33 protein-coding genes are annotated in these 22,576 nt (G+C 63.0%); 7 read left to right on the top strand and 26 right to left on the bottom strand.

Annotated elements, in window-relative coordinates; translation table 11 throughout:
• Window positions 1-2: 2 nt before the first annotated feature.
• The 18 genes from GGR03_RS03240 to GGR03_RS03155 all read right to left on the bottom strand — a co-directional run bounded on the left by GGR03_RS03240 (window position 3) and on the right by GGR03_RS03155 (window position 13,008).
• Window positions 3-407, bottom strand: a complete 405-nt coding sequence (locus GGR03_RS03240) for a DUF6950 family protein (RefSeq protein WP_183206109.1) — start codon at window positions 405-407, stop codon at window positions 3-5.
• A complete protein-coding gene (locus GGR03_RS03235; RefSeq protein WP_183206108.1) occupies window positions 404-976 on the bottom strand; it encodes a DUF2163 domain-containing protein in 573 nt (190 codons plus the stop codon). The genes GGR03_RS03240 and GGR03_RS03235 overlap by 4 nt, the downstream gene beginning before the upstream one ends.
• Window positions 973-1,284 (bottom strand): hypothetical protein, encoded by a 312-nt coding sequence (locus tag GGR03_RS03230; protein ID WP_183206107.1) that lies wholly within the window; start codon window positions 1,282-1,284, stop codon window positions 973-975. The genes GGR03_RS03235 and GGR03_RS03230 overlap by 4 nt, the downstream gene beginning before the upstream one ends.
• Before the next feature lie 302 nt (window positions 1,285-1,586).
• Window positions 1,587-3,365: a phage tail tape measure protein gene (locus tag GGR03_RS03225; protein ID WP_183206106.1), complete on the bottom strand. Its 1,779-nt coding sequence runs from the start codon at window positions 3,363-3,365 to the stop codon at window positions 1,587-1,589.
• Window positions 3,366-3,704: 339 nt separating this feature from the next.
• Complete coding sequence (locus GGR03_RS03220) at window positions 3,705-3,914, bottom strand: hypothetical protein (protein WP_246367571.1); 210 nt, start codon at window positions 3,912-3,914, stop codon at window positions 3,705-3,707.
• 80 nt (window positions 3,915-3,994) lie between these two features.
• The gene (locus GGR03_RS03215; RefSeq protein WP_183206105.1) at window positions 3,995-4,348 is read right to left on the bottom strand and encodes a hypothetical protein; all 354 of its coding nucleotides are present in this window, start codon (window positions 4,346-4,348) and stop codon (window positions 3,995-3,997) included.
• Window positions 4,348-4,776 (bottom strand): phage tail tube protein, encoded by a 429-nt coding sequence (locus GGR03_RS03210; RefSeq protein WP_183206104.1) that lies wholly within the window; start codon window positions 4,774-4,776, stop codon window positions 4,348-4,350. The genes GGR03_RS03215 and GGR03_RS03210 overlap by 1 nt, the downstream gene beginning before the upstream one ends.
• A gap of 2 nt (window positions 4,777-4,778) precedes the next feature.
• Window positions 4,779-5,174 (bottom strand): DUF3168 domain-containing protein, encoded by a 396-nt coding sequence (locus GGR03_RS03205; RefSeq protein ID WP_183206103.1) that lies wholly within the window; start codon window positions 5,172-5,174, stop codon window positions 4,779-4,781.
• Window positions 5,175-5,176: 2 nt separating this feature from the next.
• Window positions 5,177-5,638 (bottom strand): HK97-gp10 family putative phage morphogenesis protein, encoded by a 462-nt coding sequence (locus GGR03_RS03200; RefSeq protein WP_183206102.1) that lies wholly within the window; start codon window positions 5,636-5,638, stop codon window positions 5,177-5,179.
• On the bottom strand, window positions 5,638-5,973 hold the full coding sequence (locus GGR03_RS03195; protein WP_210291984.1) for a phage head closure protein: 336 nt from the start codon (window positions 5,971-5,973) through the stop codon (window positions 5,638-5,640). Before GGR03_RS03195 ends, GGR03_RS03200 begins: the two co-directional genes overlap by 1 nt.
• On the bottom strand, window positions 5,970-6,518 hold the full coding sequence (locus GGR03_RS03190; RefSeq protein WP_183206101.1) for a head-tail connector protein: 549 nt from the start codon (window positions 6,516-6,518) through the stop codon (window positions 5,970-5,972). The genes GGR03_RS03195 and GGR03_RS03190 overlap by 4 nt, the downstream gene beginning before the upstream one ends.
• Before the next feature lie 2 nt (window positions 6,519-6,520).
• A complete protein-coding gene (locus GGR03_RS03185) occupies window positions 6,521-6,682 on the bottom strand; it encodes a hypothetical protein (RefSeq protein ID WP_183206100.1) in 162 nt (53 codons plus the stop codon).
• Between the two features lie 57 nt (window positions 6,683-6,739).
• Window positions 6,740-7,951 carry a phage major capsid protein gene (locus tag GGR03_RS03180; RefSeq protein WP_183206099.1) on the bottom strand — a complete coding sequence of 404 codons (1,212 nt, stop codon included), beginning with the start codon at window positions 7,949-7,951 and terminating at the stop codon, window positions 6,740-6,742.
• 18 nt (window positions 7,952-7,969) lie between these two features.
• Window positions 7,970-8,833, bottom strand: a complete 864-nt coding sequence (locus GGR03_RS03175; RefSeq protein ID WP_183206098.1) for a head maturation protease, ClpP-related — start codon at window positions 8,831-8,833, stop codon at window positions 7,970-7,972.
• Window positions 8,830-10,041 (bottom strand): phage portal protein, encoded by a 1,212-nt coding sequence (locus GGR03_RS03170; protein ID WP_183206097.1) that lies wholly within the window; start codon window positions 10,039-10,041, stop codon window positions 8,830-8,832. The genes GGR03_RS03175 and GGR03_RS03170 overlap by 4 nt, the downstream gene beginning before the upstream one ends.
• Complete coding sequence (locus GGR03_RS03165; RefSeq protein ID WP_183206096.1) at window positions 10,041-11,750, bottom strand: terminase large subunit; 1,710 nt, start codon at window positions 11,748-11,750, stop codon at window positions 10,041-10,043. Before GGR03_RS03165 ends, GGR03_RS03170 begins: the two co-directional genes overlap by 1 nt.
• A complete protein-coding gene (locus tag GGR03_RS03160; protein WP_183206095.1) occupies window positions 11,719-12,114 on the bottom strand; it encodes a P27 family phage terminase small subunit in 396 nt (131 codons plus the stop codon). The genes GGR03_RS03165 and GGR03_RS03160 overlap by 32 nt, the downstream gene beginning before the upstream one ends.
• Before the next feature lie 501 nt (window positions 12,115-12,615).
• Window positions 12,616-13,008 carry a hypothetical protein gene (locus GGR03_RS03155; protein ID WP_183206094.1) on the bottom strand — a complete coding sequence of 131 codons (393 nt, stop codon included), beginning with the start codon at window positions 13,006-13,008 and terminating at the stop codon, window positions 12,616-12,618.
• A gap of 152 nt (window positions 13,009-13,160) precedes the next feature.
• On the opposite strand from GGR03_RS03155, the gene GGR03_RS03150 reads away from it, so the two are divergent.
• Both GGR03_RS03150 and GGR03_RS03145 read left to right on the top strand, forming a co-directional pair.
• Window positions 13,161-13,349 (top strand): hypothetical protein, encoded by a 189-nt coding sequence (locus GGR03_RS03150; RefSeq protein WP_183206093.1) that lies wholly within the window; start codon window positions 13,161-13,163, stop codon window positions 13,347-13,349.
• 94 nt (window positions 13,350-13,443) lie between these two features.
• Window positions 13,444-13,728: a hypothetical protein gene (locus tag GGR03_RS03145; protein WP_183206092.1), complete on the top strand. Its 285-nt coding sequence runs from the start codon at window positions 13,444-13,446 to the stop codon at window positions 13,726-13,728.
• 443 nt (window positions 13,729-14,171) lie between these two features.
• On the opposite strand, the gene GGR03_RS03140 is transcribed toward GGR03_RS03145, so the two are convergent.
• Complete coding sequence (locus tag GGR03_RS03140) at window positions 14,172-14,348, bottom strand: hypothetical protein (RefSeq protein ID WP_183206091.1); 177 nt, start codon at window positions 14,346-14,348, stop codon at window positions 14,172-14,174.
• A 116-nt stretch (window positions 14,349-14,464) separates the two neighbouring features.
• Between GGR03_RS03140 and GGR03_RS03135 the strand changes: the two genes are divergently transcribed.
• The 3 genes from GGR03_RS03135 to GGR03_RS03125 all read left to right on the top strand — a co-directional run bounded on the left by GGR03_RS03135 (window position 14,465) and on the right by GGR03_RS03125 (window position 16,241).
• Window positions 14,465-14,650, top strand: coding sequence for a hypothetical protein (locus GGR03_RS03135; protein WP_183206090.1), 186 nt, complete (start codon window positions 14,465-14,467; stop codon window positions 14,648-14,650).
• Between the two features lie 743 nt (window positions 14,651-15,393).
• Window positions 15,394-15,807 (top strand): hypothetical protein, encoded by a 414-nt coding sequence (locus tag GGR03_RS03130; protein WP_183206089.1) that lies wholly within the window; start codon window positions 15,394-15,396, stop codon window positions 15,805-15,807.
• A gap of 293 nt (window positions 15,808-16,100) precedes the next feature.
• Window positions 16,101-16,241 (top strand): hypothetical protein, encoded by a 141-nt coding sequence (locus GGR03_RS03125; RefSeq protein WP_183206088.1) that lies wholly within the window; start codon window positions 16,101-16,103, stop codon window positions 16,239-16,241.
• A gap of 164 nt (window positions 16,242-16,405) precedes the next feature.
• Here the strand turns inward: GGR03_RS03125 and GGR03_RS03120 are convergent, their stop codons facing one another.
• From GGR03_RS03120 to GGR03_RS03090, 7 genes are all read right to left on the bottom strand, one after another.
• The gene (locus GGR03_RS03120) at window positions 16,406-16,945 is read right to left on the bottom strand and encodes a DUF6456 domain-containing protein (RefSeq protein WP_183206087.1); all 540 of its coding nucleotides are present in this window, start codon (window positions 16,943-16,945) and stop codon (window positions 16,406-16,408) included.
• A gap of 80 nt (window positions 16,946-17,025) precedes the next feature.
• Window positions 17,026-18,792 (bottom strand): DnaB-like helicase C-terminal domain-containing protein, encoded by a 1,767-nt coding sequence (locus tag GGR03_RS03115; RefSeq protein ID WP_183206086.1) that lies wholly within the window; start codon window positions 18,790-18,792, stop codon window positions 17,026-17,028.
• Window positions 18,793-18,809: 17 nt separating this feature from the next.
• On the bottom strand, window positions 18,810-19,031 hold the full coding sequence (locus GGR03_RS03110) for a hypothetical protein (protein ID WP_183206085.1): 222 nt from the start codon (window positions 19,029-19,031) through the stop codon (window positions 18,810-18,812).
• A gap of 76 nt (window positions 19,032-19,107) precedes the next feature.
• Window positions 19,108-19,563, bottom strand: coding sequence for a DUF1376 domain-containing protein (locus GGR03_RS03105; RefSeq protein WP_183206084.1), 456 nt, complete (start codon window positions 19,561-19,563; stop codon window positions 19,108-19,110).
• A complete protein-coding gene (locus GGR03_RS03100; RefSeq protein WP_183206083.1) occupies window positions 19,560-19,775 on the bottom strand; it encodes a hypothetical protein in 216 nt (71 codons plus the stop codon). The genes GGR03_RS03105 and GGR03_RS03100 overlap by 4 nt, the downstream gene beginning before the upstream one ends.
• Window positions 19,772-20,383 (bottom strand): hypothetical protein, encoded by a 612-nt coding sequence (locus GGR03_RS03095; RefSeq protein ID WP_183206082.1) that lies wholly within the window; start codon window positions 20,381-20,383, stop codon window positions 19,772-19,774. Before GGR03_RS03095 ends, GGR03_RS03100 begins: the two co-directional genes overlap by 4 nt.
• 86 nt (window positions 20,384-20,469) lie before the next feature.
• Window positions 20,470-20,676: a MerR family transcriptional regulator gene (locus GGR03_RS03090; protein ID WP_183206081.1), complete on the bottom strand. Its 207-nt coding sequence runs from the start codon at window positions 20,674-20,676 to the stop codon at window positions 20,470-20,472.
• A 317-nt stretch (window positions 20,677-20,993) separates the two neighbouring features.
• Between GGR03_RS03090 and GGR03_RS03085 the strand changes: the two genes are divergently transcribed.
• The gene (locus GGR03_RS03085) at window positions 20,994-21,401 is read left to right on the top strand and encodes a hypothetical protein (RefSeq protein WP_183206080.1); all 408 of its coding nucleotides are present in this window, start codon (window positions 20,994-20,996) and stop codon (window positions 21,399-21,401) included.
• The gene (locus GGR03_RS03080) at window positions 21,398-22,546 is read left to right on the top strand and encodes a tyrosine-type recombinase/integrase (protein WP_183206079.1); all 1,149 of its coding nucleotides are present in this window, start codon (window positions 21,398-21,400) and stop codon (window positions 22,544-22,546) included. Before GGR03_RS03085 ends, GGR03_RS03080 begins: the two co-directional genes overlap by 4 nt.
• Window positions 22,547-22,576 lie beyond the last annotated feature (30 nt).

Here is a 22,576-nt window from a genome sequence, read left to right as displayed (position 1 = left end):
GCTTATCCGATGCGGAAGGCTCGGGAGAGCGCCGTGATCGGCTCGTAGCCGACCCCGTGCTCGGTCTTGATCGCGACGCCGAAAGAGGTCACGACCGCGGCGCCGACCTTGCCGTCACGCTCGATCGTGCCGACATCGCCGCGCTGCGCCAGGGCCGGTGGGATCGCGTCATAGGCGGACGCGAACAGGTCGCCGATATCGTCGAAACCGGCTTTCAGCAGCTTCTTCGCCGCGCCGGTCTCGGTCCTGTAGCCGCGGAACGTCTTGAACGGCACCTTGCCGGTGATCGCCCCGATGCAGTCGGTGGCGAGGTAGCCGCAGTCGCTGGCGCCCCAGGCGAACGGCAGCGCTGCGTGCGCCTCGATCGCGCGAACCAGCGCCTCTTCCCAGCCGGGTATGCGGGTCATGGCTTGTCCCTCCCCCAGAATATCTCCTGCTTGCCCGAGACCTCCGCGTGCTCGTAGAACCGATCGCCCGGCCATATGGACTGCTGGTCGGCCGTTGAGCGCACCCGGAAGCCCGGCTTCACGTTGTCCAGCGCCCGGCCCTCGCACTGGATCACCAGCGCGGACTGCTCACCCGACTCGTGGTCGATGACGTCGACCAGGCCGCGATAGACCGGCTCGACCAACAGCAGGGCGTTGGTGTCCGGATGGAAATAGGCATCCGAGATCGTGACTGGCCGCTGGTGGTAATCCTCCTGCTCGATCGTCGCGAGCACCGCCGGCGTCAGCCCGTCGTCTGGCGCCTCGGCCAGGCGCATGGTGAGCCCAACCGCTTCGGAGCCGTAGCTGCCCTGGATGTCGTCTACCTCGATCACGCCGCCCGGCAGGTAGGTACGCCCCTCGAATTCGAACGGCGCCGAGCCTTTCCAGAAGCAGTAGATGCCTGTGCCGAAATCGAAGCGGACCATGCCACGGATGACGGCCCGACCCGCGTCGAGCAGGGTGAGCGTGTCTGCGTTAAGGGGCCTCACGGCAGCCTCGTCTCGATCAGCTCGAACGAAGCCTGCTGAAACAGGATGTCGCCGGACTTCTGGAATGACCCGGCCACCGGGCGCATGTAGAGGCTCGGATTGGCGAAGTGGACGGCTGCGCCGGTAAACGCCGATCCTGGCGGGAACGGCGGCTCGAACTCGATCGTCCGCGTCGTGCCTGCGCCAGAGGTGTCGGTCACCTGCGCTAGATGATGGATGCCGTTGAAGAACGTCACGTAATCGCCGCGGCTGATGATCAGCCCAGCGGCAAGGCCCGTGGTCGAGACGGTTCCGCTGTTGACGATCACCGCGACCGTCCCGACCGTCTGCGCTGGCGTCAGGTCGTCCCTATTTGCGCGAGGCCCCGGCCATGCGGGATGTCGGAAGATGGCGCTGCGAAGGCCGCCCCTGAGAGAATTCCACCATGCCTCCACTTCCGTGAAAGCCTCCCGGCGGATCGGGATCGTCTTGAGCGTCACTACCCACACGGGATCTGCGGTCTCGATAATGTTCGTCAGGCGATTACCCGAACGCGATTGCGAAACCGAGAGCTCAAGCCTGAGGTTGATGTCAGCCCAATTAGTGGGCGGCAGCTCGCGAGGATAAGTCGTCACCGCCTCACCTGCCCCCGACGCGCCGCCTCGCCTTGCACCGTCTTGAAGTTGTCCTGCATGGTCTTCACCGACACCTTCACGATCTCGCCAGCGCGGGTCTGGATCTGATTGTCAGCGATCTCGGCGACCAGGCCCGTATCCATCCGAAGGTTCAGCTCAATCGTCTGCTTGCCGGATGCCGCGCCGAGGTTGTCATTGGCGATGATCGAGCCCGACCGCCCCGGCGAGAACAGCTCAGGCCCCCGCTCACCGACGATGTAGCTCTTGCTGCTGGACACAGGCCCGCCTGCAGCGCGGAACCCGCCGAAAATGGAACTGAGGATGCCGCCCAGGCCACCGCCGCCGGCACCGCCTGCAGGGCTGAACAGCGACTGAAACGCGCTGTTGATCAGCATGTCCGACAGGCTCGACAGCACGTCCGTCAGCGCATCCTTGACGCCCTTGGAGCCGTCGATCAGGCCTTTGAAGGCGCTGCCGATGGTTCGCCCGATCGACTGCCCGACGTTGCCCAGCTCGGACAGGCTGGCCTTGCTGGCGTCAGTTTCCTTGCGAAGGCCCTTCCATGCGTCGGCCGCTTTCTTGCCGGCGCCAGCCAGACCACTGCCGCCGCCTGCCTCCCCGCCAGCCGCAGTAGAAACGCTGTTGAGTGCCGCGGTCAGACCCGCCGCCGCATCAGAAGCCGACCGCATGGCGTCCTCGCCAACGCCAACCGAACCCGAGAACAAGTCTCGCCCCATGATCGACTTGGCATTGGCGCCCATTGTCTCTTGAAGCGCCGCATAGGCTCCGGGGCCTTGGCCCCCATAGCGGCCGAGTTCGGTGGGACCGATCGGGGCGATCTGCAGCCCGTCGCCCCCAGGCACCAAAGCCGTCACGCTATTGGCGAGGCTCGTCAGCTCGTTAATGCGGCGCTTGGTGTCATTGATCATGTACTCGATGCCGGCAATGACAGCGTTCACCACGTCGGTGACGATCTCGCCCATCAAGGTCGGAAGCGCCGACCAGGTGGCCTTGATGTTCTCGTATGCCAGCGTGAAGGCGTTCGCGACCGTGTTGGCCGCCCCCTTCACGATCCCGACGACATCGACACCGATGGCCTGCTGGATTTCGTCGCGGAAGTGGTAAGCCGCCGTGACCGCGATCGTGATGCCGACGACGAGCGCGCCGAGAGGGTTCGCCGCCGCTGCCAGAGCGACAGCCTGCAGAGCCCCGACAAGGGCCGTGCCGAGCGCCGTGGCCGCCGCGTAGATCGAGGCGATGATCTGAGGGCTGATCATGATCGCCAGCGCGCTGCCAGCCACAGCCGCATATTCCGCGACAGTCGGCAGATAGGCCAGCATCTCGACCAAGCCCCGCGCCATCGCCACCAGCGCCTCAGAGACAACCACCATGGCCGGCAGAAGGGCGGCAGCGAGCGAGGTGGCAACGCCGGTCGCCGCATAGCCCACGCGGGCAAGGTTGTCGTTGAAGGCCTCGGCCGCGCGGCCCGTCTCGGCGCTGATCGTCAGGCCGAATGCGTCGGCCTCGTCAGTCAGAGCCTTGAGCCCGGCGGCACCGCCATTGAGCAATGGGATGAGATCCGCGCCGGAGCGGCCCATCAGTTCCATCGCCAGGGCAGTCTTCTCCGCCCCGTCCGGCATGGTGGCGAAGCGGTTGCCGATCTCGCCCATAATCTCGGTGGCGGACTTCAGGTTGCCGTCCGCGCCCTTGACACTGATGCCGAGCTGCTGGAACGCCTTTGCCCCGGTGCCCGTGCCAGCCGCCGCGTCCTTCATATTGCGGGACAGCCGGGACACGCCCGTCTGAAGCTGGCCGATGGAAACGCCGGAGAGATCCGCCGCATACTTCAGCCGCGACAGTTCCTCGATCGGAATACCGATCTTGCTCGCCGTCTTGCTGAGGTCGTCGGCGTCGTTGATGATGCCGCGAATGGCAAGGCCGATACCGGCGATAGCCGCGACCGCCGCAGCCGCAGCTGCGACGAAAGCACCCTTCATCATCTGCCCGACCTTGCCGAGCGATCCCTGCGCGCCCTGCAGGCCCTTGTCGAAGGCGGCGGTGTCGATCCCCAGATTGACGCGGAGGGCGCCGATCACTGCATTACCGGCCATACGTCACCTGTTCCGTCTGCCCGACAACCACGACCGAACGACTTCCTCGATCTGTTCGGGGAGCATCTTCTGCGGTCGCTTCGGCTTGTCCGAAGGCATGATGTCTTTGAGCTTGGGGAACTTCTTGGAACGGTAGAGCGCGGCGGTCGTCCACGCCTGCCAGGCGCGGCCTTCCTGCTCTTGCTTGGCTTTGCGCGCCCGCCCGTCGATCACCGCGGCGAACGTCCGTGGCGTCTGCCGCCAGAACTCGTCAGGCGGTAGACCGAACTCGCCGGCCCATGTCCCGTAGAGCGCTAGCCAGTCCGGCGCCCCTTCGCCTTCTGAGGGCGGGCATTGGTGTTGCCTGCCTCCGTCGCCGGGAACGACGCCTGAAACGCGCGGGTGATAAGCTGGCTGGCTTCGGCCGTGCCCACGGCGGTGATGATGTCGCCGGCCTCTTCCTCTGTCACGTCATCATGGAACCGCTGGAGCCCGATCTGAAAGACCTTGCGGAATGAGGAGGCTTTTGCCCCCATCACCTCGCCGAGGTCTTCCATCTTGATGTCGAACTCCTCCTCGATCGCGACGATCGCATTGAAGTCGAACACCAGCTTGTAGGGCGTGCCGTCAGCGTCGAACGCGATCTCGCCTTTGATCGGGTTCGCCATTAGGCGGCCTCCGTCCACGTTTCGGCGCCGGACGGGGCAACCGTGATGGTGGCCGTCATGCGGTCGTCGATCGGCATGGACTTGCTGTAGGTCAAGACAGAGGCCTCGAAGGTGACGGTGACGCCATTCGGAAACGTGATCTTGTGATCGCGCTTGTCGCCGCTCGCCTGAAGTTCACGGAGGAGAATATCGGTCTCGCTGCCTGGAACCCAGTTGATGGTGAACGACGCTTCGCCCGGATCGATCAGGCCGCTGATGAATTCGCGGCGCCGGTCGGGGCTCTGCATGTGGGTAACGTCCACTCGGTCGGTGGATTCTTCGCCGGGTGTGATCTCAGTCACTTCGCCGATCTCGGTGAAGACGCCAGGGTCGGCACCGTCATGGATTGCGTAGGTGCTGAGGTAGCCGATCATTGCCTCGGTGGCCATTGTCAGGTCTCCTTGTGCCAGATGATGAAGTCGAGGCTGACGCGGTGGAACTCTTCCCCGCCTGAGCCTTGTTCGAAGGATTGTCTCTCGCTCTCAAGGAATGACCCTTGGAACATGATGGCGCCGACCGTGGCGCTGAAGCCGCTGAGGACCGTCTTGACGGCGCGTGAAACGCCGATGGCCGATGAGTAGGTCTTGCCCCAGGCGTCGATCTGGACGCGCGTCTCGACCAGCCCGGAGGCACCGGCCATCGTGTAATCCGGCGTCCCGCCAACTCTGGTCAGGACAACCGACGGCGTGGCCGAAGCCTGCGGCCTGGCGTTCCAGTTGACGCGATTGCCGACAAGCGCTGTCAGCCCGGCGGTGGCCAGGAGGTGAGCGGCTAGAGCCTCTTCCATGATCAGCCCTTCGCGGCTAGTCGCGCCGTCTTGCGGGCGTGGCGCTTGGCGGCCTTCTCGATCTCAGCCCAGAGATCCGCCTTGATACTGTCGAGGACGCCATCTTTGTGGGCATCCCACGATGGCCGTAAGAACGCCTGCGGCCCGTGGTCGACGGTGCCGAACTCTTGCGTGATCGCCTGAGGCAAACCACCCGCGCCGACGAATATCTCGACCGACGCCTTGTCGTCCTTGAACATCTTCTTGTGCACGCCACGCTGGCGGCGGGTCAGCTTGGTCCCTACGCCAATGCTTGCTTGAAGATTGCCCTCGTCGCGCGGTGCCTTGGCGGTTGCCGCGTCGGCCACTGGTTGCGCTGCCTTGCGCAGGACTCGCCGGAGCGCTGCCTTGCCGGTCGAGCGAGGCAACTGCTCAAGCGCAATCTCAAGCTCTTTCAGGCCCTCGACCTTGACGGTTGCCGCCATCAGTCGGCCCTCGCGCTCGCGGTGATCTCCTGCCCCTCGCGGCGGCCGATCTCTTTCACAGCCACGATGTCGTAGGTGCGACCGCCGAACTGTACGCGATCCTTCGGGTTGAGATCGGCGGTCACGGATGACCATCGCACCCGAAACCGCGTCGTCACCTCGGCGCCGACTTCCTGTGCAGACCATCGCTCGCCGTCGCGGATGTCTTCCTTGGAGGCCCACACGGTGGCGAGCGGTGCCCATGTCTGGACGGGTTCGTTGAAGGCGTCCCGCGTCTCGGTGAACCGCTCCAGCGTGATGCGGCGGTCCATCTTGCCGATGTTCAGCGGCTTCATGACCAGACCCGGTACGTGTTCAGAAGCGCCTCGACCGCCATCGGCAGCTCAGCCGGGGCGCCGTCCTCGGCCACGTTCGAGCGGAAGGAGAACCATTGCGCGATCAGCAGAAGCATCGCCTGTTTGATCGCCGCTGGCGGCGTCTCCTGCCCGGTCACGTAGCGAATGCGGACAGCCTCATCGTCGCTGTAGAGCCACGGCCACGAGGTGCCGGTGGCAGGCAGCAGATAACCGTTCCTGATCTCGTAGGAGGCGGGGTCGATAACCTGCTCTTCGCCGTCCCGGTCCAGATAGGTGACACTCTCCACGGAGACGATAGGCCTATATGGCAATAGATCCCGGGAGAACCCGCAGGCGCGAAACTCAAGAGTCTGCAAGCCCACCGAACGGCCTAGCCAGCCGTCAGGGCCGTCAATCCAGCCCTGCGCCGCGGCGATCAGGCTTTCGACGTAGACGCGCTCTTCGTCGTCATCGAGACGCAGATGCGCCTTGGCCTCATCCCATGACAGGATCGGCTCGGGTGGCGTGATGACGACGACGCGCATGCTCAGTCCTTGGCCTTCTCGGCCTTGGGCTTCGGCGCCTTGATCTCTTCGACAAGGCCGCGAGCGACGTGCTCCTTTCCGCGTGCCTCGGTCATGGTGACCTTCGCGCCGCGACGGACGTTCTCGTTGCCATGCCGGAAGGTCTTCAGTGCTTTCAGGTCCATTGCCGTATCCTCAGTTGAGAGAAAGGCCGCCCCAGAGATCCAGGGCGGCCGATGCCATTACGGGGTCGGGACGGTGAACGGCCCGGTGACGAACGCTTCCGGCCGCTTGACGGCGAGCGCCAGCCGCTCCTCGCAGCGGATCGAGACCATGTTCTTCTCGAAGTCGTCGACGTTCTCGGTGGAGACCACCACGTTCGCGTCCTCGCGATCGAAGATCTGAGCCGCCGTCTGGAAAGCGCCGGTCAGGAACTCACCCTGGAACTCTGGTGCTTCGGTCGCCACAACAGGCAGACCCCAGAGGGTCGGGCCAGCGAGGGACTGCGGGTTGCCGATGATGTACCGGCCAAGAGTGTCCTTGGTCAGTTCGATCTTCGCCCAGTCGACGAAGTGCAGGACGAAGCCGGTCGCCGGGAGGCGAGCCAGCTGCGACTGCAACATTGCGAGACGGAGGTCGTCGATCGGCGTCTGCGCATCGACCGTGAACGCCGGGGCGTATGCGGTCGCCTGCGGGACGATACCCTCCAGGTGGCCGCCGAGACCCGTCCCGAACAGGATCTCCTGCTCCTCGACATACTTCAGACCGTAGCGCATCTCCGCGTCGATCATCGACTGGAGCTGCGCGAAGTCATCGAGGATCTGCTTCGACGCCTTGAACATGTGCGCGATCGTGGCGACCGGCGTGATCTTGGTGGCGAACTCGATATCGGAATACGGCTTTGCCGTGCCTTCCGCCGCGATCACTGCCGCGGCGTTGGTGAAGCCGGTCTGCTGCACCCAGAAGATCGCAGGGGAAGTGGTGCGCCCAGGTGCGATCAGGTTGCGGATGAACAGGCGCTGCTTCGGCGCGACGTCGATGCCCGGCAGACGCTGCGGCTCGACGACGCCCTCGGCGATGTCGACCGACGTGGTGACGTTCTTCACCGGGACGCTGATGCTCTTGCCGCGGCCGATGCTCGACGTAACGCCCTTCAGCGCCTCGCCTTCAACGACCTGCTGGCCGAAGGACTTCGGCCGATCGGCATTGCCACCGGCACGACGGGCGCCGCTCTGTTCGACTTCGCCGAGGCGAGCCTTGAGGTCGTCGACGGCGCCGGTCAGCGCCGACTGCGTGGAGGCCAGTTCATCGACGACGCCCTTGGTCTCTTCCGAGAGCTTGCCGTAGTTCTTGACCTCGGACATCGCTGCCTCGGCCTTGCGGGAGAACTCGTCGCTGACGCGCACGAGCTCGTTGGAGACCTCCGAAAGGAGCTCCTGCGTGGTCTTGCTCATAGTGGGTTGTTCCGTTCTTTACGCCCGCGCGAGCTTCAGTCGCGCCAGTGCGAGGGACAGGTCGGTGCTGTCTTCGACAGCGGCTTCGCCAGCGCCCGGCTTGGCGTTATCGAGAGCAGCGCTCGGCATGCCTTCGACAATCTCTTTCATCAGCTTGCGGCGCTCCGAGCGCGGCACAGGCTTCCCGGCGGCAAGGGCCGCCTCCAGTCGGTAGAGCGCGGTGGTCGAATTGCTGACCTCCGCCGGCTCTACCTCGAAATCCGCAGTGCTGTCGGCGAAACCCTTATCGACGGCGCCCTGCCCCGCCAGCCAGGTCTCGGCGTCGAGCATCGCCTTCACGGCATCGACATTGTTGCCGGTCCGCTCAGCGTACATCTCGGCTGCCGCCTGATCGAAGACGGCCATGATCTCCGCCGTCTCGTTCATGACGTGGCGGTCGCCGGCTGCGACCCACTGCGTGTTGTGGATCATCATGAAGCCGAGCTTGGCGATCTGGATCTCGTCGGCAGCCATGGCAATCGCCGAAGCCGCTGACGCCGCAATGCCAAGGATCTGCACCGTCACCTTGGCTGGGTGAGCGCGCAGCATGTTGTAGATCGTGACGCCCTCGAAGAAGTCTCCGCCAGGGGAATTGATCTGGACGGTTACCGGCTTCTCGCCGATCGACCGGAGCGCCGCCCCGACGCGCTTGGCGGTTACCCCGTCGCCCGTCCAGAAATCGTAGCCGATAACATCGAGGATGGAGATCACGTCGGACCCATCCGCAGCGGCAGCGCGGGGCGTCTCGATCGGCGTGTACATCCGAGCAGCTTTTTCGGTGAGGTGGATGGACCCTGTGAGCCCGTCCGGGCACCGAAGCTCCGGGAGTTTACGTAGGCTCATGGCTGGTTCTCCTGTGCCGCCGCATCGGCCTGATCGATCGGCACGTTCTGCATCTGCGTGCGGATCTCATCGCCGCCATCAACGGGCTCATCACCCTCCAGACGACGGACCTGATTGATGGTCTTGAAGCCTGCGCGGATGGCGACCTCATAGGCCTTGTATCGGGCCTCGGTGTCCGTCCGCAGCAGATCCTCGTAGTTGAACTTCACCGCGAACCGGCGCCGCTCTTCCGGCGTCATGATCCGCTTGGTGATCGCCTGCTCGATACGCTTCAGACGGTTACGAAGACTCAGATTGAGCCAGTTCTGCATGATGGCGGAGACACCGGTCCCCCACATCGTCTGACCTTCAGCCGCGTGCCCAACGAGGATCGGCGGAAGCCCAAGCCAGCGGCAGACATCCTCGACGTTGAACCGGCGATTCAGGATCATCTCCGCATCGCGCATCGACAGGCTGATGGTCTTGAAGTCCATGCCGCCTTCCAGCAGCATGGCCCACGGCGCATTCGGCCCGGAGTTCGCGTCCACGAAGTTCTTCTTCGCAGAGGCACGGGCCTCATCGTTGAGCTTTGCGCCCGGAGGCATCACGAAGAAGCCCTTGGAGCGAAGTCCCTTGGAGAAGGCCTGCCCGGCCATCTTCTCCGTGGCGATCGTCAGGCTCAGGGTCTGGCGCGCATACTCCACCGGAGAGAAGCCGACATCACCCTCACCGAATGCCTTTAGGTGGAACACCTTCTCCGCCGGCAGGACGATTTCCTTGCCGCGGTCCGGAAACCGAAACTCCAGCTTGCCGCTGCTATTGCGGACCACGGCGGTCTCAGCCGGCATCGGATTGAGCGCCACCAGCCGAGCACCGCTGTACGCCTTCTCCGCGAATGCATTTCCAGTAGTACACAGCCCCAGGACGCGCTCTTCCCAGAACTCGATCGCCGTTTGTTCAGCGTTCGGGCTCTCGTCCAGCAACGCCTGCAACGGGTGATCCGTCACTCGGACCTTCACGCCGTCAGAACGCTTCTCCATCACGTCCAGCGACAAGCTGGCGACTGTCTCAGCGGTTATGCGGGTGCCTGCCCAGAACGCGGAGAGGTTCAGCGCGCCCTTCGGCGTGACACTCTCGCCTGCCCATGTGTCGTCGCCGCCGAGGAAGTCATAGAGGGCGCCGTCGCGGGCCGTGAGGCGCTTGCCGAACCATCGGCTCCAGACACCCATCAGGCGCTCACGACATTCTCGAAGATGTCAGACCAGTTCATTCCGACCTCCTCGGCTGACATCCAGCGGGCCTGCGCCATCATGTGCGCAACCGGCCCGTCGATCTTGTTCTCGGCGCGGTTCTTGCGGGGATAGACGTTGTCCTTCGCGTCGGCTTTGGCGACGACGTTGGACAGCATCCATGTGAAAACGGGATCGCCGTTGTGGGCGATCTTCCGGGAGCGGATCAGCCCGTCCATCTGCTTCATGGCCGGCGAGAAGTTCAGCACCAGCGGCCGAACCTCGATCGTCGGGACGCCCTCTTGCGCCAGTTCCGACATCATCATCATCGCCTGGTGGGGATCGAAGGCGACTTCCTCGACCTGATAGTCCGCGGCGAGCTTCAGGAGTTCGTCACGGATCGTCACGTAGTCGATCATGTCGCCGTCGGTCTGCGTGATCCAACCGGCCTTTTCCCAGCCCCGATAATGCTCGTTCTCACCCTGCTCAATGGTGGCTTCTGGTAGGTAGTAGCGGCCGAACCGCGCGAACCCGTCGCCGTGCCTGAACGTGATCTCGACCGCGGCGATGTCTATCGTCGAAGCAAGGTCGACGCCGATGCGGCACGGCTTGCCCGCGAAGTCCTCGATCTTCAGCGAAGGGTCTGCGCTCTCGTTCCAGCGCTGGATATTGAAGTAGGCGTCCCGCGCCTGGACCCAGAGGTTCAGATGCTTTGTCTTGAAGATGCCGACCTTGCGCGGATTGTTGATCGCGTCCCGCTGGCGAGCCCGCAGGAACTCGCCCTTCACGCTCACGTCGAGGTTCGGGTTGGCCTTCCGAAGCGCGTCCTCGCCTGTCCAGTCATCCTCGGGGTCGACCGTGTAGATCAGCGCGAACAGCTCGTCGTTCTCGACCAGCCCCTCCAGAACCTTCTGCGCGTCTTCCATCGCCGCGAAGCACGGGCCGGCGAGATTGTCCCCTGCGGTCGTGATAATCAGAAGCAGGGGCTGCTCTCTGGCGCCCATGCCGGTTTCCATCGTGTCGACCTGAACGTCAGTGTCGTGCTCGTGGTACTCGTCGATGATCGCGCATGTCGGCGACGAACCATCGCCAGGCTTGCCAATCACGGGCTCGAACTTCGACCCGTTGCCGAGGATGTGCAGGTTGGAAGCGTTAACCGAGAGCCCGAAGGCCGATTGCAGTGCCGGCGTCTTCTGCGCCATCAGCCGAGCCGGGCCGAAGACCTCCCATGCCTGGCGCTCTGTCGTAGCGCCGGAATAGACCTCTGCCCCATGCTCACCGTCCGCAGTCAGCATGTAGAGGCCAATCCCGGCCGCCCATGTCGACTTCGCGTTCTTCCTCGGCTCCAGGATCAGCGCCTTGCGGAACCGCCTCAGGCCATCGCGCTTGCGAACCCAACCAAAGAGCGCCGCCGTCTTGAAGCACTGCCACGGCTCGAGCTGTAGCTTGAGCCCTTTGCGCGCCCACTCGCCTTTCGAGTGCGGCAACAGCTCAAGGAACCGACAGACCTTCTCCGCCTTCGCCCTGTCGAACCGGAACGGAAACGCCTTGTCCTTCTGCCTCGCGAGATCGTCCAGATGGCGCTGGCACGCGAGCCGCACCCACTTGCAGGCGAGGATCTTGCCGGAGACTACATCCCGCGCATAGCGGTTCGCGCTGTCGATGTAGTTCGTCGGGCTAGCCGAGCGCCTTGAACGGGTTGTCTTCATTGCGCTTCGATGCCGATACCCTGGATTTGGCCGCCGGCCCGAGACCCAATTCCGCACGCAACGACTGCGCCCGCTTCATCGCATCCGACCGCATCGCCACTTCCGGTCGCGGACGGAACATCGTGTCGCCGGTCTGCGTGGTCGTGGTGTAGGTCCGCCCCAGATCCTCGATGATGCCCGTGGTGATCTCGACCTCTTCGACGCACGAGGCGTAGTCGGCGATCACGTTGCCCCACTCGAGGCTCAGCGTGCCCATGCGCTCCATGGAGGCGCAGGTCTCGAAGAAGATCACCGTCGCCCGCTCCGAAAGCCAGTCCGCCGGCTGCGGCGTGCCAACCTCAGCTTCCGGTTCGTTCGGATTCATCCGGCACTTCTGCGCCGTGCCAGAGACCACCTTCAGGTGCGTCGGCTTGCGTGGTCGTCCACCGGCCATGTTTGGAGTCCAGTTTTGCACGTGTAGGAAATTCACGAGACCGCCGGTGCACTAGGAGGAGCGGCTGGACTTTTCAGCCCCGCCCCCTGGCCTCCTCACGCTGCTTCACACGCGAATGGCAGCCGGTACAGAGGCTCTGTCGCTCTCCGTGCCAGAAGATGACCGGATCACCACGATGCGGCTCTACGTGGTCGCAGACGGTTGCTGGAGTGATGCGTCCGTTGCGCTCGCACTCAGCGCATAGTGGATGCTCAGCCAGTTGTGCCTTGGCTATCCGGCGCCATGCTGCTGTCCAGTACCAGCGGCGCCATGGCTGCTCTTGGGTGCGTTGGCGGTCGTATTGTCTGTTGGCCTCGCGGTTCGTGCGCTGGCCTTGAGAGCGATGGATTGGCGGTCGGAGGGGCAATATCAGCCTCCTTGCGCAATCTGGTTCTAAGCCTGCCCGCTTATGCGCCGCGCTACCTCGACGAGATCAACGCCGGCCATGCGGGCATAGCGCTGCACAGCCAGCACTGCGGCTTCCTCAGCCTGCCAGTGTGGCCAGTATCTGCCATCTGCTACGCCCTTGAGGGTCGGCGAGTGCGGAAGGCCCATGACACTGGCGAGGATGGCGTGCCCTGCCTCGTGCTCCCGGCTCATCTGCACCAAGCTATCCCGCGTCAGGGATGTATCGTTCCTGGCGTAGCCGAGAGAGACGGCGCGGGCACGGTCCTCGGCACTGTCGCCGGGCCATGCCTTCACGAATGAGCCATCGCCATAGAGCGTGGTGGTGAGCCCGGAGGCGTCCATCTCGATCGAGGATCCGGCGAGGTGAAGGGTTAGCATCAGCGCTTCGTCCTTGATTGCGTTGCGGATGGGTCGGTTAGTGGCGCACTTCATCGAAAACGCAGAGCCTCTCCCGAGGCTGCGGTGCAGCAGGGCCTTTCGCGCGGTGGTGAACACTTTTCAGGGATCGAGAACGGGATTAACCTCAGGCCATGCCCGACGATCGCTACACGCTTCGCAAGGACCCGGACGGCACATGGCGCGTCGTCGACATCTTCACCGATCTGCCTGCTGTCGTGCATAGCCAGGTGATGATCCTGATGGACATGGAGGAGGCTGATGACATCGTCGACCTGCTCAACACGTTAGATCGCAAAAGGCGAGCCGAGCAGGCCCCGTGATGGCCGCGACGAGCAGGGTGGCGCCGAGGCGCTTGAGGGACAATTCGCCTCGCACCCTCGACCAGAGTGGACACCATTGAACGGGGAAAGAGCAGTGCAGAGGATCTTGGTGGTCTGGTTTGGCGTTTTGGCGATCGGCCCGGCCGGAGCAACAGACCTCCAGCATGATGAGGTGATCGAGCGATGGCACACCGGTCGATACGTCTGCAAAATGGGCCAACGTCCCGACGGAGGGGACTTGACGGAACAGGAAGTCGAGGTGGCGTGTCAGTCGGTCAACGAGATCGGAAAGATCTTGGTTGAAGACGGCTACTGCTGGAGCCGATCAGAGCAGGAGTGGTTTCCGGCCAGGACTTATGCCGGCTTGTGCAGCAAGTAACGCGCCACGATCCGGGAGAGCCGGGCCTTGATGCTCCTGCCCGCCGGAGTAGGCTGCCGACTGAACAGCGGAAGGGACGATCATGTTCAGTACGGCGAAGTGCGGACATTGCGGCAAAACGGGCACGAAGCTTGAAATCATAGAGCCACAAGGAGCGCGATATAAACTCAATGCCGTCGTCTGCTCGTCGTGCTCGTCAATCCTCGGCGTAACGAGCTTCTACGATGCCAGCACGCAAATCAGAGCGCTTCAAGAAAAGGTCGAGGGCCTACGAAGCCAGACGGATCGGGTGAGCGCGCTTCTGTCAGACATTTTGTTCCACCTTGCGCGATAGCCCGCAGCGGCGCGAACAGATCGGCGTCCAGACCCTTTGGTATTCGGCAGTGTGTTTCTTCCTTTTCCGGCGAAAACAATCTGCATGGCGCGACCTATTGCCCCGCCGCCTAGAGAATGCCCACCGCCAGGTGAGCCCAGATCGCCAGTGTGACTACGAGGACGGCGACGCCCAGAAAAACCCGCCGCAGTTGGCTGTGCATGGATTCGTAGATGAGAACCAGAGCGATCCCGGCCGCGCCCAGAAGCGCCGCTGCCGCCGCGAAGTCCTCAAAACCCCAGTTCATGACGATAACGCTCCAAGCAGCGATGAGATGTAGGCCGCGAGAGCAGCGGCGCCTTCCTTCTTTACCGCGATGACGCGTTGCGTCCTAAGAGCCGCTCAGCTGGATAAGGACTCCCCATGGCCGCTTCGCCCGGGCGACAGCATTTTGTCGACACCAACAATCAGAAGATCATCGTGGTCGTCCAGATGATCACCCACCTGAAGCAGGCGGGCGCGGAACGGGCCGAGGTCTTCTTCGTCGGCGGAAACAGCGTGGTGGTCCAAGGGACGGTCGACGAGGTCTTCGGGCGGCTTTGGCCCTGAGCCGCGCGATTTGTCCGATGCGGTACCTAATCGCGCAATATACGGTCGCAGCGAGGGATAAGCTGAATGCACCAATACGAACCAGTGACCCTATGGCATCTCGCGGATCAAATGCTCCTGCACAACGCGTGGATTGGGAAAGGCTACGCCGACACTTTCTCCGAGTTACAGGAAATGCCTGGTTTGTCTGACGTTACAACCCGCTATGCGTTTCATACCTCGCAAGCCGATGAACGCTCTAGCAAAGAAGACGCCTGGGAAACTGTCCGTCGGGAGCAGTTCGATCATCTGCCTTCGAGGCGGAAGGCACTTTTTGCGTTCATGTCACGAGAGGACGCGGAAAGAGCGGCCCTTACATGGGGCGGAGACTTGCGAGACCGCGTACCGGTTCGCCTGCATTACCTGCCGAACACGCTCATCCACGTTGCCGACAGTCGGCTCCTAGACTGTCAACCAGTGGATTGGCGCCAGCGCGCCCTCATATATTGGCGCGGCGAATGCTCAGCCAATCCTTTGAAGGAAGTGATCCTTCATGGCCGGGTCTACTTCCCAGACTGGGAGAGTTCACCCTTCGGTTTGATGGAAACGAAGACTCCAGGGAAGCCTTAAGACCGTGACGAGCAAAGCCCGTTGGGGCTGACCACGCGGGAATGGTGGAAAAGCCAGCCGGCTCCATCTCGGTCGAGGACCCTGCGACGTGTAATATGCCGTTGGCACCTGCGGACCAGGCTGAGGACAAAGCCATGAAGGACGAGCCGACCGCTTCAACGATGGCTGCAGGACTAGCCAAGCTTATTCGCGAAGTGAGGCAGTTGCAGACGGAAGTCACCAAGCTCCGAGCAGACCTAAGGGGCTTTACCGGCGGTCGGAAACAATTTCCGCACTGGCGGTCCACGCCGGTCCTTCCTCCCGAGACCGGCGGCGCCTACGAAGCCAAGGCCGAAAAAGATGAACCACAATCTGCGATCATGTTGGCTCGGTATGAATACGGAGAGAACCCAAACCTCGAAATTCCGACCCGAACACTGCTGGCGATAGCCAAGGAATTAGACGGAACCCTACGCGATGTTCGCGCGGCAAGGCTGGACATCAAGGCGATCGCTGACGATTCAGACTTGAGAAACGATTTCAAGGAATGGCAGAGAAACCAACGCTAGCCACTCATTTCAGCCAGATCCGCAGCATCGGCCTCCTCGCAAAAATCTCTGGTAGTCCGTCCACCGGCCCTCGCTGTTTTCCGGCCGGGCGCTTCAACTCTTCAAATGATGACTAGCCGGCTTTCGCACTCGACGATCGTCTCGATCGGGCCGTCGCCAGATGACCGCCGTTAAAACAATCGGGTGGGCTGAGTAGGTGCTCATAACGGTGGACAACCAAACCGGTACCAAACATTCCCTTGCGTCCCCTTCTGGCACAATTGATCCTCATGCAGCGACCATAGGAGATGCGAATGGCCAAGAAACAATCCAGTTCGAGCACATCCACTCTGGCATCGAAGGTGCTCAGCGGATCGAAGAAAGCTACGGCAGCTGATGCCAAGAAGCTTGCTGCCTCAGTCCTGTCTCAGGATGAGAAGAAGGGACAGAAATAACTCTGCAACGGGCTGATGCTATGCGAGACGCAGCTTCTCTCTGAGCCTGCGCTCGCCATCCAGAGAAGAAAAAGGCCCGCCGCAGCGAGCCCGAAACAACGAAGGCGGGAGCCCTGATCGGACTTCCGCCTATTCGTCTATCTGCTCCTAAGTGGGCCCCGATGTCAAGCAGCCCGGCGGTGCGCGGCCACTGTCCCCTTCGAGGCCAGGTTCCACACCTCGGCCAGGCGGTCCAGAGCATGGCGCAGTGCCACTGCCGCTGACGGTCGGCGCACTTTCGTCCTCATCGCGATCTCGCGCAGCGACTGTCCTTCGCCGCAGACTGACCGAACGAGCCAATATTCAGCCCGCCCTATCTCCCGCGCCGCCAGAGCCAGTTCCCGTCCCGCCTGCATCCGGCTCTCGCTCATCGCGTCTGCGCGCCCACCGCCGCCGTCGACCCGCTCCCGGATATCACCGGGAGAAGGCGGTCCGGCCATGACGCGCTCATACAGCATGCGAAAGCGCAGGCCGGCAGCAGCCTGCAATGGCGTAATCGTCCCCCTCGATTCCATGAGAACGAGCGGGCTCTCGTTTGCATTCCGAAGCGCATGGACCTTCCGCGGGTTCGTACGGTCCTTAGCGTGGGCAGGTGTCCAGTAGGGATTGTCCACCTCGGCCATCTCGACATCGAGGCGCGGCGAGCGCGCTGCCCGCTTCATCATCCGGGCCGCGTATCTCGCGCCGCTCGCCGTCTGCGTTCCAGCCCTTGCCGTCATGCCCTGCCCTTCACTCTTCGTTCCCATCAGGCCGCCTCCGCCGAGGTGCCGAGCCGGGCGTATGTCTTCGGGATCTCCTCGAACCGCCGGCAGGCGCCGAGGAACTCGAACTTCACCGTGCCAGGCTCTCCGCACCGCGGCTGGAACCGGATCTTCTTCGAAATGACGAGCGTCTGATCGCGCGCATAGTCGCGGTAGACGACGAGTCCGGCATCCGCCTTGTTGCGCCAGTGGGCGGAGCCGGCGAGATCGTAGAGCGTCGGGATCGGCTCTCGGCTGTCACCCGGCGCGGCCCGGATCTTCGTCGGGTGGACGATGATCCAGACAGTGACGTCGTGGTGCGCGGCGAAGCGTTTGCACTTCGAAATGAACTGGCTGATGAACTCTGTCTCCGTGAGCTTGGCAGGGCGGCTTGCCTCGATTTCGTTGTACGGGTCGATGATCAGGTGCCGGACGCCCTGACGAATGACGGCCGCCTTGGCGCGATCGAGCACCCAGTCGATCGCCGGCGTGTGGTCCTTGGCGTTGATGAAGACGAAGCGGTCCCTCACCCACGCCATGGCATCGGCGAGTTCCTTGGCTGTCATGCGCGGAGTTGGTCCCTCGTGGAAAGGGAAGCCCGCCCAGATCTCGCAGAGGTCCGCGATGTGGTTGGCGTCGCCCGTCTCCGGTGAGAAGACTGCCCAGCGGTCACCGTTCATGCGCGCCGTCTGGACTGCCACCTGGTCGAGCCAGCGGCTCTTGCCGTGGTTCGGGATGCCCGTGACGACGATGAACTGCCCTGGTTGATACCGAAAGGCACGGTCCATCTCGGGGAAGCCCGTGGACTTCGGCTGCGGGCCGCGGCCGTGGTAGAGGTCCAGCACCTCGTCGGCAAACTCCGAAGCATCGTGCAGGCCGTCGATCGGCCATGGCTCCGCATCCTTCACGCATTGCCGGACTGCATCAGCGCCTTGATGCATCAGCGTGTCGTTGGCGTCCTTCTCCTGGACGTCGTCGCGGTTCGGAAACCGCACCCGCCAGCAGCGATCCTTGCCCAAACGCCGGGCCAGTTCGTTCGCCAGCAATTCGCCTGGCCCGTCCATATCGGTGGCGATGTAGACGCGGCTCACGGCCTCTAGCGCGTCCGCATGGGTCGCCAGCGGCTCGTAGCGCCGTTCGCTCGTCTCGGGTTTTGCCGGGGCGCCGTTCGGCAGCGACACGACGCGCTGGAAGCCGGCCTCGATAAAGCTCAGCGCGTCGATCTCGCCTTCGCAGATGATCAGATCCTGCCCGGCGATGATGCTGTCCGCGTTGTAGAGGACAGGCTCCGGGTCCTTCTCCTGGCGGAAATGCTTCTCCGCCGAGCGGTATTTCACGTTCCGCAGCGAGCCGGCCCATTCGTACGGGAAGGCGATGCATTCCAGCTCCCCGTCCGTCTGCGGGAACCAGATGCGGGTCCGATAGATGCCGGCCGCCGTGACGGTCTCCGCCGAGATGCCGCGCCCGGCGAACCACTCCAGCATCTTGTCCGGCCGCTGCGGATTCTCCACCGGCGCTGGACGACGGTAGCTGCGCGGCCCCCGAGCCTGATGCGCCGGACGATGATCCCTTCCGCCGACTGCTCCAGCGAAGCCGCAGTGGTGGCAATTCCAGACCGCCCTGCCCTCCGGCTCGACCGTAACCGACAGGCACGGCTCGGTCTTCTTGCGCCGCTGGTGCGAGCATGCCGGGCAGGTCGTCTTGTGGTCGCCGGCAGCCGCTGAGCGGAGCCAGATGCCCTGCTCGCCAAGGGCGCTGATCACGTCTGTCATGGGGATTATCGCGCCGTTCAAAACGATTGCCGCATCTGGCGTTCGACCGGATCTGTCGACCACGCCGGTTTGATCGCTTCCCCGATCCACGGCACCGGATCGGCGATCCGATCCACCTCCGCCTGCCGGATTTTCGTCAGGACGACACGGCAGTCGTCACGGCTGGATTTCAGCCATTTGCCGATCAGCGCCCGGCAGCTGGTCGCTGGCTTGCCGGTCTGCCGGCTGAGGGATTTCACGCCCTCCTCGAACAGCTCTTTCCGAATGTCCGGCGGCGCGTTTGCGCCCGATCCGTCAGGATCGGAATAAGAACCGTCAGGTTCTTCTCTGGCTTCTGGCTTCTGGCTTCTGGAACGCGCGCGTATAGCTTGAAGTTTGCTGTAGCTCTTGCTGAGCAGGCACCCTGATATCGTTGCGCTTTTTCCGGACTTCGGCGGATTTTGCTCCACCTCTCGATCCGTTTTCGGCGCGTTTTCGAGAGGTTTTCGAGGAGTTTTCGCGCTCTTTTTCAAAGCGGGCATTGGTCAGCCGACCGTCGTCGAGCCGGATAATCTTGCCGATCTTGATCAGCCCGTCGCGCAGGATCCGATACCGCCGGAGCGAGACCTGCATCCACCCGGCAACAAGGCGCTCGTTATCAACGACCGGCTCGCCGCTCTGGTACATGAGGTCGAGGAGCGTGGTGTACGCCCCCCGCTCCTCCAGGTTGAGGCCCATGTAGCCGTTGAGCGCGTCCGAGTGGTAGCGCTTGTGCCAGGGGTTGCTGCTCATGGCCGCGCCTCCGGATGCTGAACGGAAAGGACGGCGCAAGCCGCAGGCTCGCCCAGCCGCCGGTCAGTCGGGAGGTAGAGGTCGAGGAAGCGGCGCCATGCTGCACCGGCCGCTCGTGCATCCTCGAAGGACGCAGTCTGCTCGACAAGAGCCTTCGCTGCGAGATACTCGTCGAACGCCTCGCGCTGCCTTTGATCGCTGTTGGTGATCATGCCGCCGCCCTCGCCTCTGCTTCGTCGAATATCGCCCGAACATGATCTGCAGCGGCCTGTAGGTCCGCGTCGTTGACCTCGTCCGGTGCGAGCCGTTCGCGGATGCTCGCCGCGATTTGCTCGCGCTCGGTAAGCCCGTCATCGACAATCGCGTTGACGATCAGCTTGCCAATTTCGCTGATATGGCGGCGCTGGCGCTTGGCGGTGTCCTGCGCCTTCACCATCTGCGCCGTCTGGTCGAGGAGTTCACCAACCGGCTCGCCGCACTCGACGAGATAGGCGACGATGCAGCGGATGCGTTCGTCGTCATCATGCCCGCCGTCGAAAGGCCGGCGCTGCATTTCTTCCATAGCCATTTCGCGGATTGCGCCAAGGCGCTCCATCTCGTAGTCGAGCCAGCAGTGTGAGGGGCTGTCCTCTTGGCACCGGGGCATGTTCACGATGGACAAGTAGGCGTCCATGGCCGCGATCAGGCCATCCACTAGGATGATCAGCTCGCCGCCTTCCATCGCGCGGATCTTCGTCGCTTCCGCCGGGTACTCCGCCTCGAAGCGAAAGGGATTCGTTGCGGGCTCTCGAGCTGCCGTGGTATGTGTTGAGACGTTCATATCCTTATCCTTGCTGGGGTAGGTGGAACCGTGGCTCGGCGAGGTTGCACCCTCGGCCGGGCCTTCCACGTTCTGAGCCGCCCTTGTCATGCCGCGGTCCCGATGGTGCTGCGCAGGCCGACCCGTTCGGCCAGCGGCGCCACGGGGACGACAATCCGTCCGCCAATGCGAATGGTCGGGATCTCGCCGCTTTTTGCCGCGTCGTAAGCTGCGTTTCTCCCCAACCCGAAGAACAGAGCGCCTGCGTCCGGGACCGAGATGGTGGGTCTTGCCAAGGCTTCGTCGATCGTCATGATGTGCTCCATATCGTGCGATACGTGCACACCTTATCAGCCGTTAACCGCTTGGCAAGCGTTTCGTGCGCACATAACGTACGAAAACTGGGGATTGTTTGATGGCGCGACCGAAACTCGGCGAGGGCGACACTGAGCGCCTACACGTCAAAATCAGCAAAGAAGAACTAAAGAGTATCGATGATTGGCGGTTTGAGAACCGGATTAGCTCGAGATCCGAGGCCGTAAGGCGACTTTGCCAAATAGGGATATTTTCTCATGGCCGGATGAAGATCATCTCGGACCAGTCCGACGTACTCTTGAGGAATATGAGATCCTTGTACGAGGCCGTGGAGGAAGAAATCGATCAGACTTACCTGACCGACAACCCCGATAAGTCTCAAGTACTTATATCTGATGCATTCGACGCCGCAGAGACGCTAGCCATGGAGGTGGAGGTGCTTTCCAAAGCGACCGCACCATTGCTCGGGGAACGAAATTTTTCGGTCGCAGCGGAGAAGTCAAAGGACCTAATTTATGAAACAATCTTGTCTCTCAGCGAGGCGCTTCGCCGACGAAAGAGTCGAGATGATCGTCGCACCTTGTTTCTAGCCATTCAGTCTTGGTCTGATGCCACTCACGACTCATTCGAAAAAATGGATGATGAGGAACAGGATCAGTTTCTTGCAGACGAGATCGCTCGCATCCTCGCGAAGCGAACGAAGTCGGAAGGAGAGGGCGAATGAAAGGTCACATCCGCGAACGATCGCCGGGCAAGTGGGCCATCATTGTCGACCTGCCCGACGCAGGCGGTAAGCGACGCCGAAAGTGGCATTCCTTCGCCGGGACGAAAAGGCAGGCGCAGGAGGAATGCGCGCGGATCATTACAGCCATCCGACACGGCGGATATACCGAGCCGACGAAGACGACGGTCGCCGCCTACCTCGATCGGTGGCTCGATCACGAGAAGTCGGCCGTCTCGCCGAAGACACTGGAGCGCTATGCCGAGATCGCGCAGAAGAACATCGTCCCGCTGATCGGCGACGTCCTGCTGTCGAAGCTGAAGACGGAGAGGATAGACGCGGCCTGGACCTCAGCCCTCGCCAGCGGCCGTCGCGACGGCAAGGGAGGCCTTGCGCCGCGCACCGTTCATCATATGCGGCGCGTGCTGATCAAGGCTCTCAGTCAGGCAGTGGTGTGGGACATGCTGCCGAAGAACCCTGCGACGGCATCGAAGCCGCCCAAGGTCGAGCGAAAGGAGATGCGAGCGTATGAGGCCGGCACCACCGCCGAGCTGCTGGACGCCGTGCGAGATACCCGGATCTTCGTGCCGGTCCTCCTGGCTGTAATGTGCGGCTTGAGGCGCGGCGAGATCGTCGCGCTGCGCTGGCGAAACGTCGACCTCGTGAACTGCCGCCTCGCCGTCGTGGAGACCGCTGAGCAGATCAAGAGCGTGGTCCGGCTGAAGGAGACCAAGAGCGGCCTGTCGCGCGTCGTGAGCCTCTCCTCGACCGTTGTGGAGGAACTGAAGGCATATCGCGCCCGGCAGGCGGAGGAGCAGCTGAAGCTCGGCATCCGCCCCGACGATCGATCCTTCGTTGTTTCGCAGATCGACGGCGCGCCGCTTCAGCCGAGGTCCCTCACCCACGAATGGACGCGGATCCTGGCGAAGACGAAGCTGGAGCGCATCCGCTTCCATGACCTCAGGCATAGCCACGCCACCCAGATGCTCGCGGCTGGCGTCCATCCGAAGATCGCGCAGGAGCGGCTCGGACATTCGACGATCGCGATCACCCTGGACCTCTACAGCCACGTCATGCCGGGGATGCAGGCCGATGCGGCGGAGCAGGTTGACGCGGCGATCCGGCGGGCTGTAAAGCCAGCATCTTAGACCGTTCGGTAGCAATCCGGTAGCAGACGG

Origin of the sequence: Aurantimonas endophytica, assembly GCF_014196845.1 — a bacterium.
In the GTDB taxonomy this organism is placed as follows: domain Bacteria; phylum Pseudomonadota; class Alphaproteobacteria; order Rhizobiales; family Rhizobiaceae; genus Aurantimonas; species Aurantimonas endophytica.
This window is presented reverse-complemented; position numbering and strand designations above follow the sequence as displayed.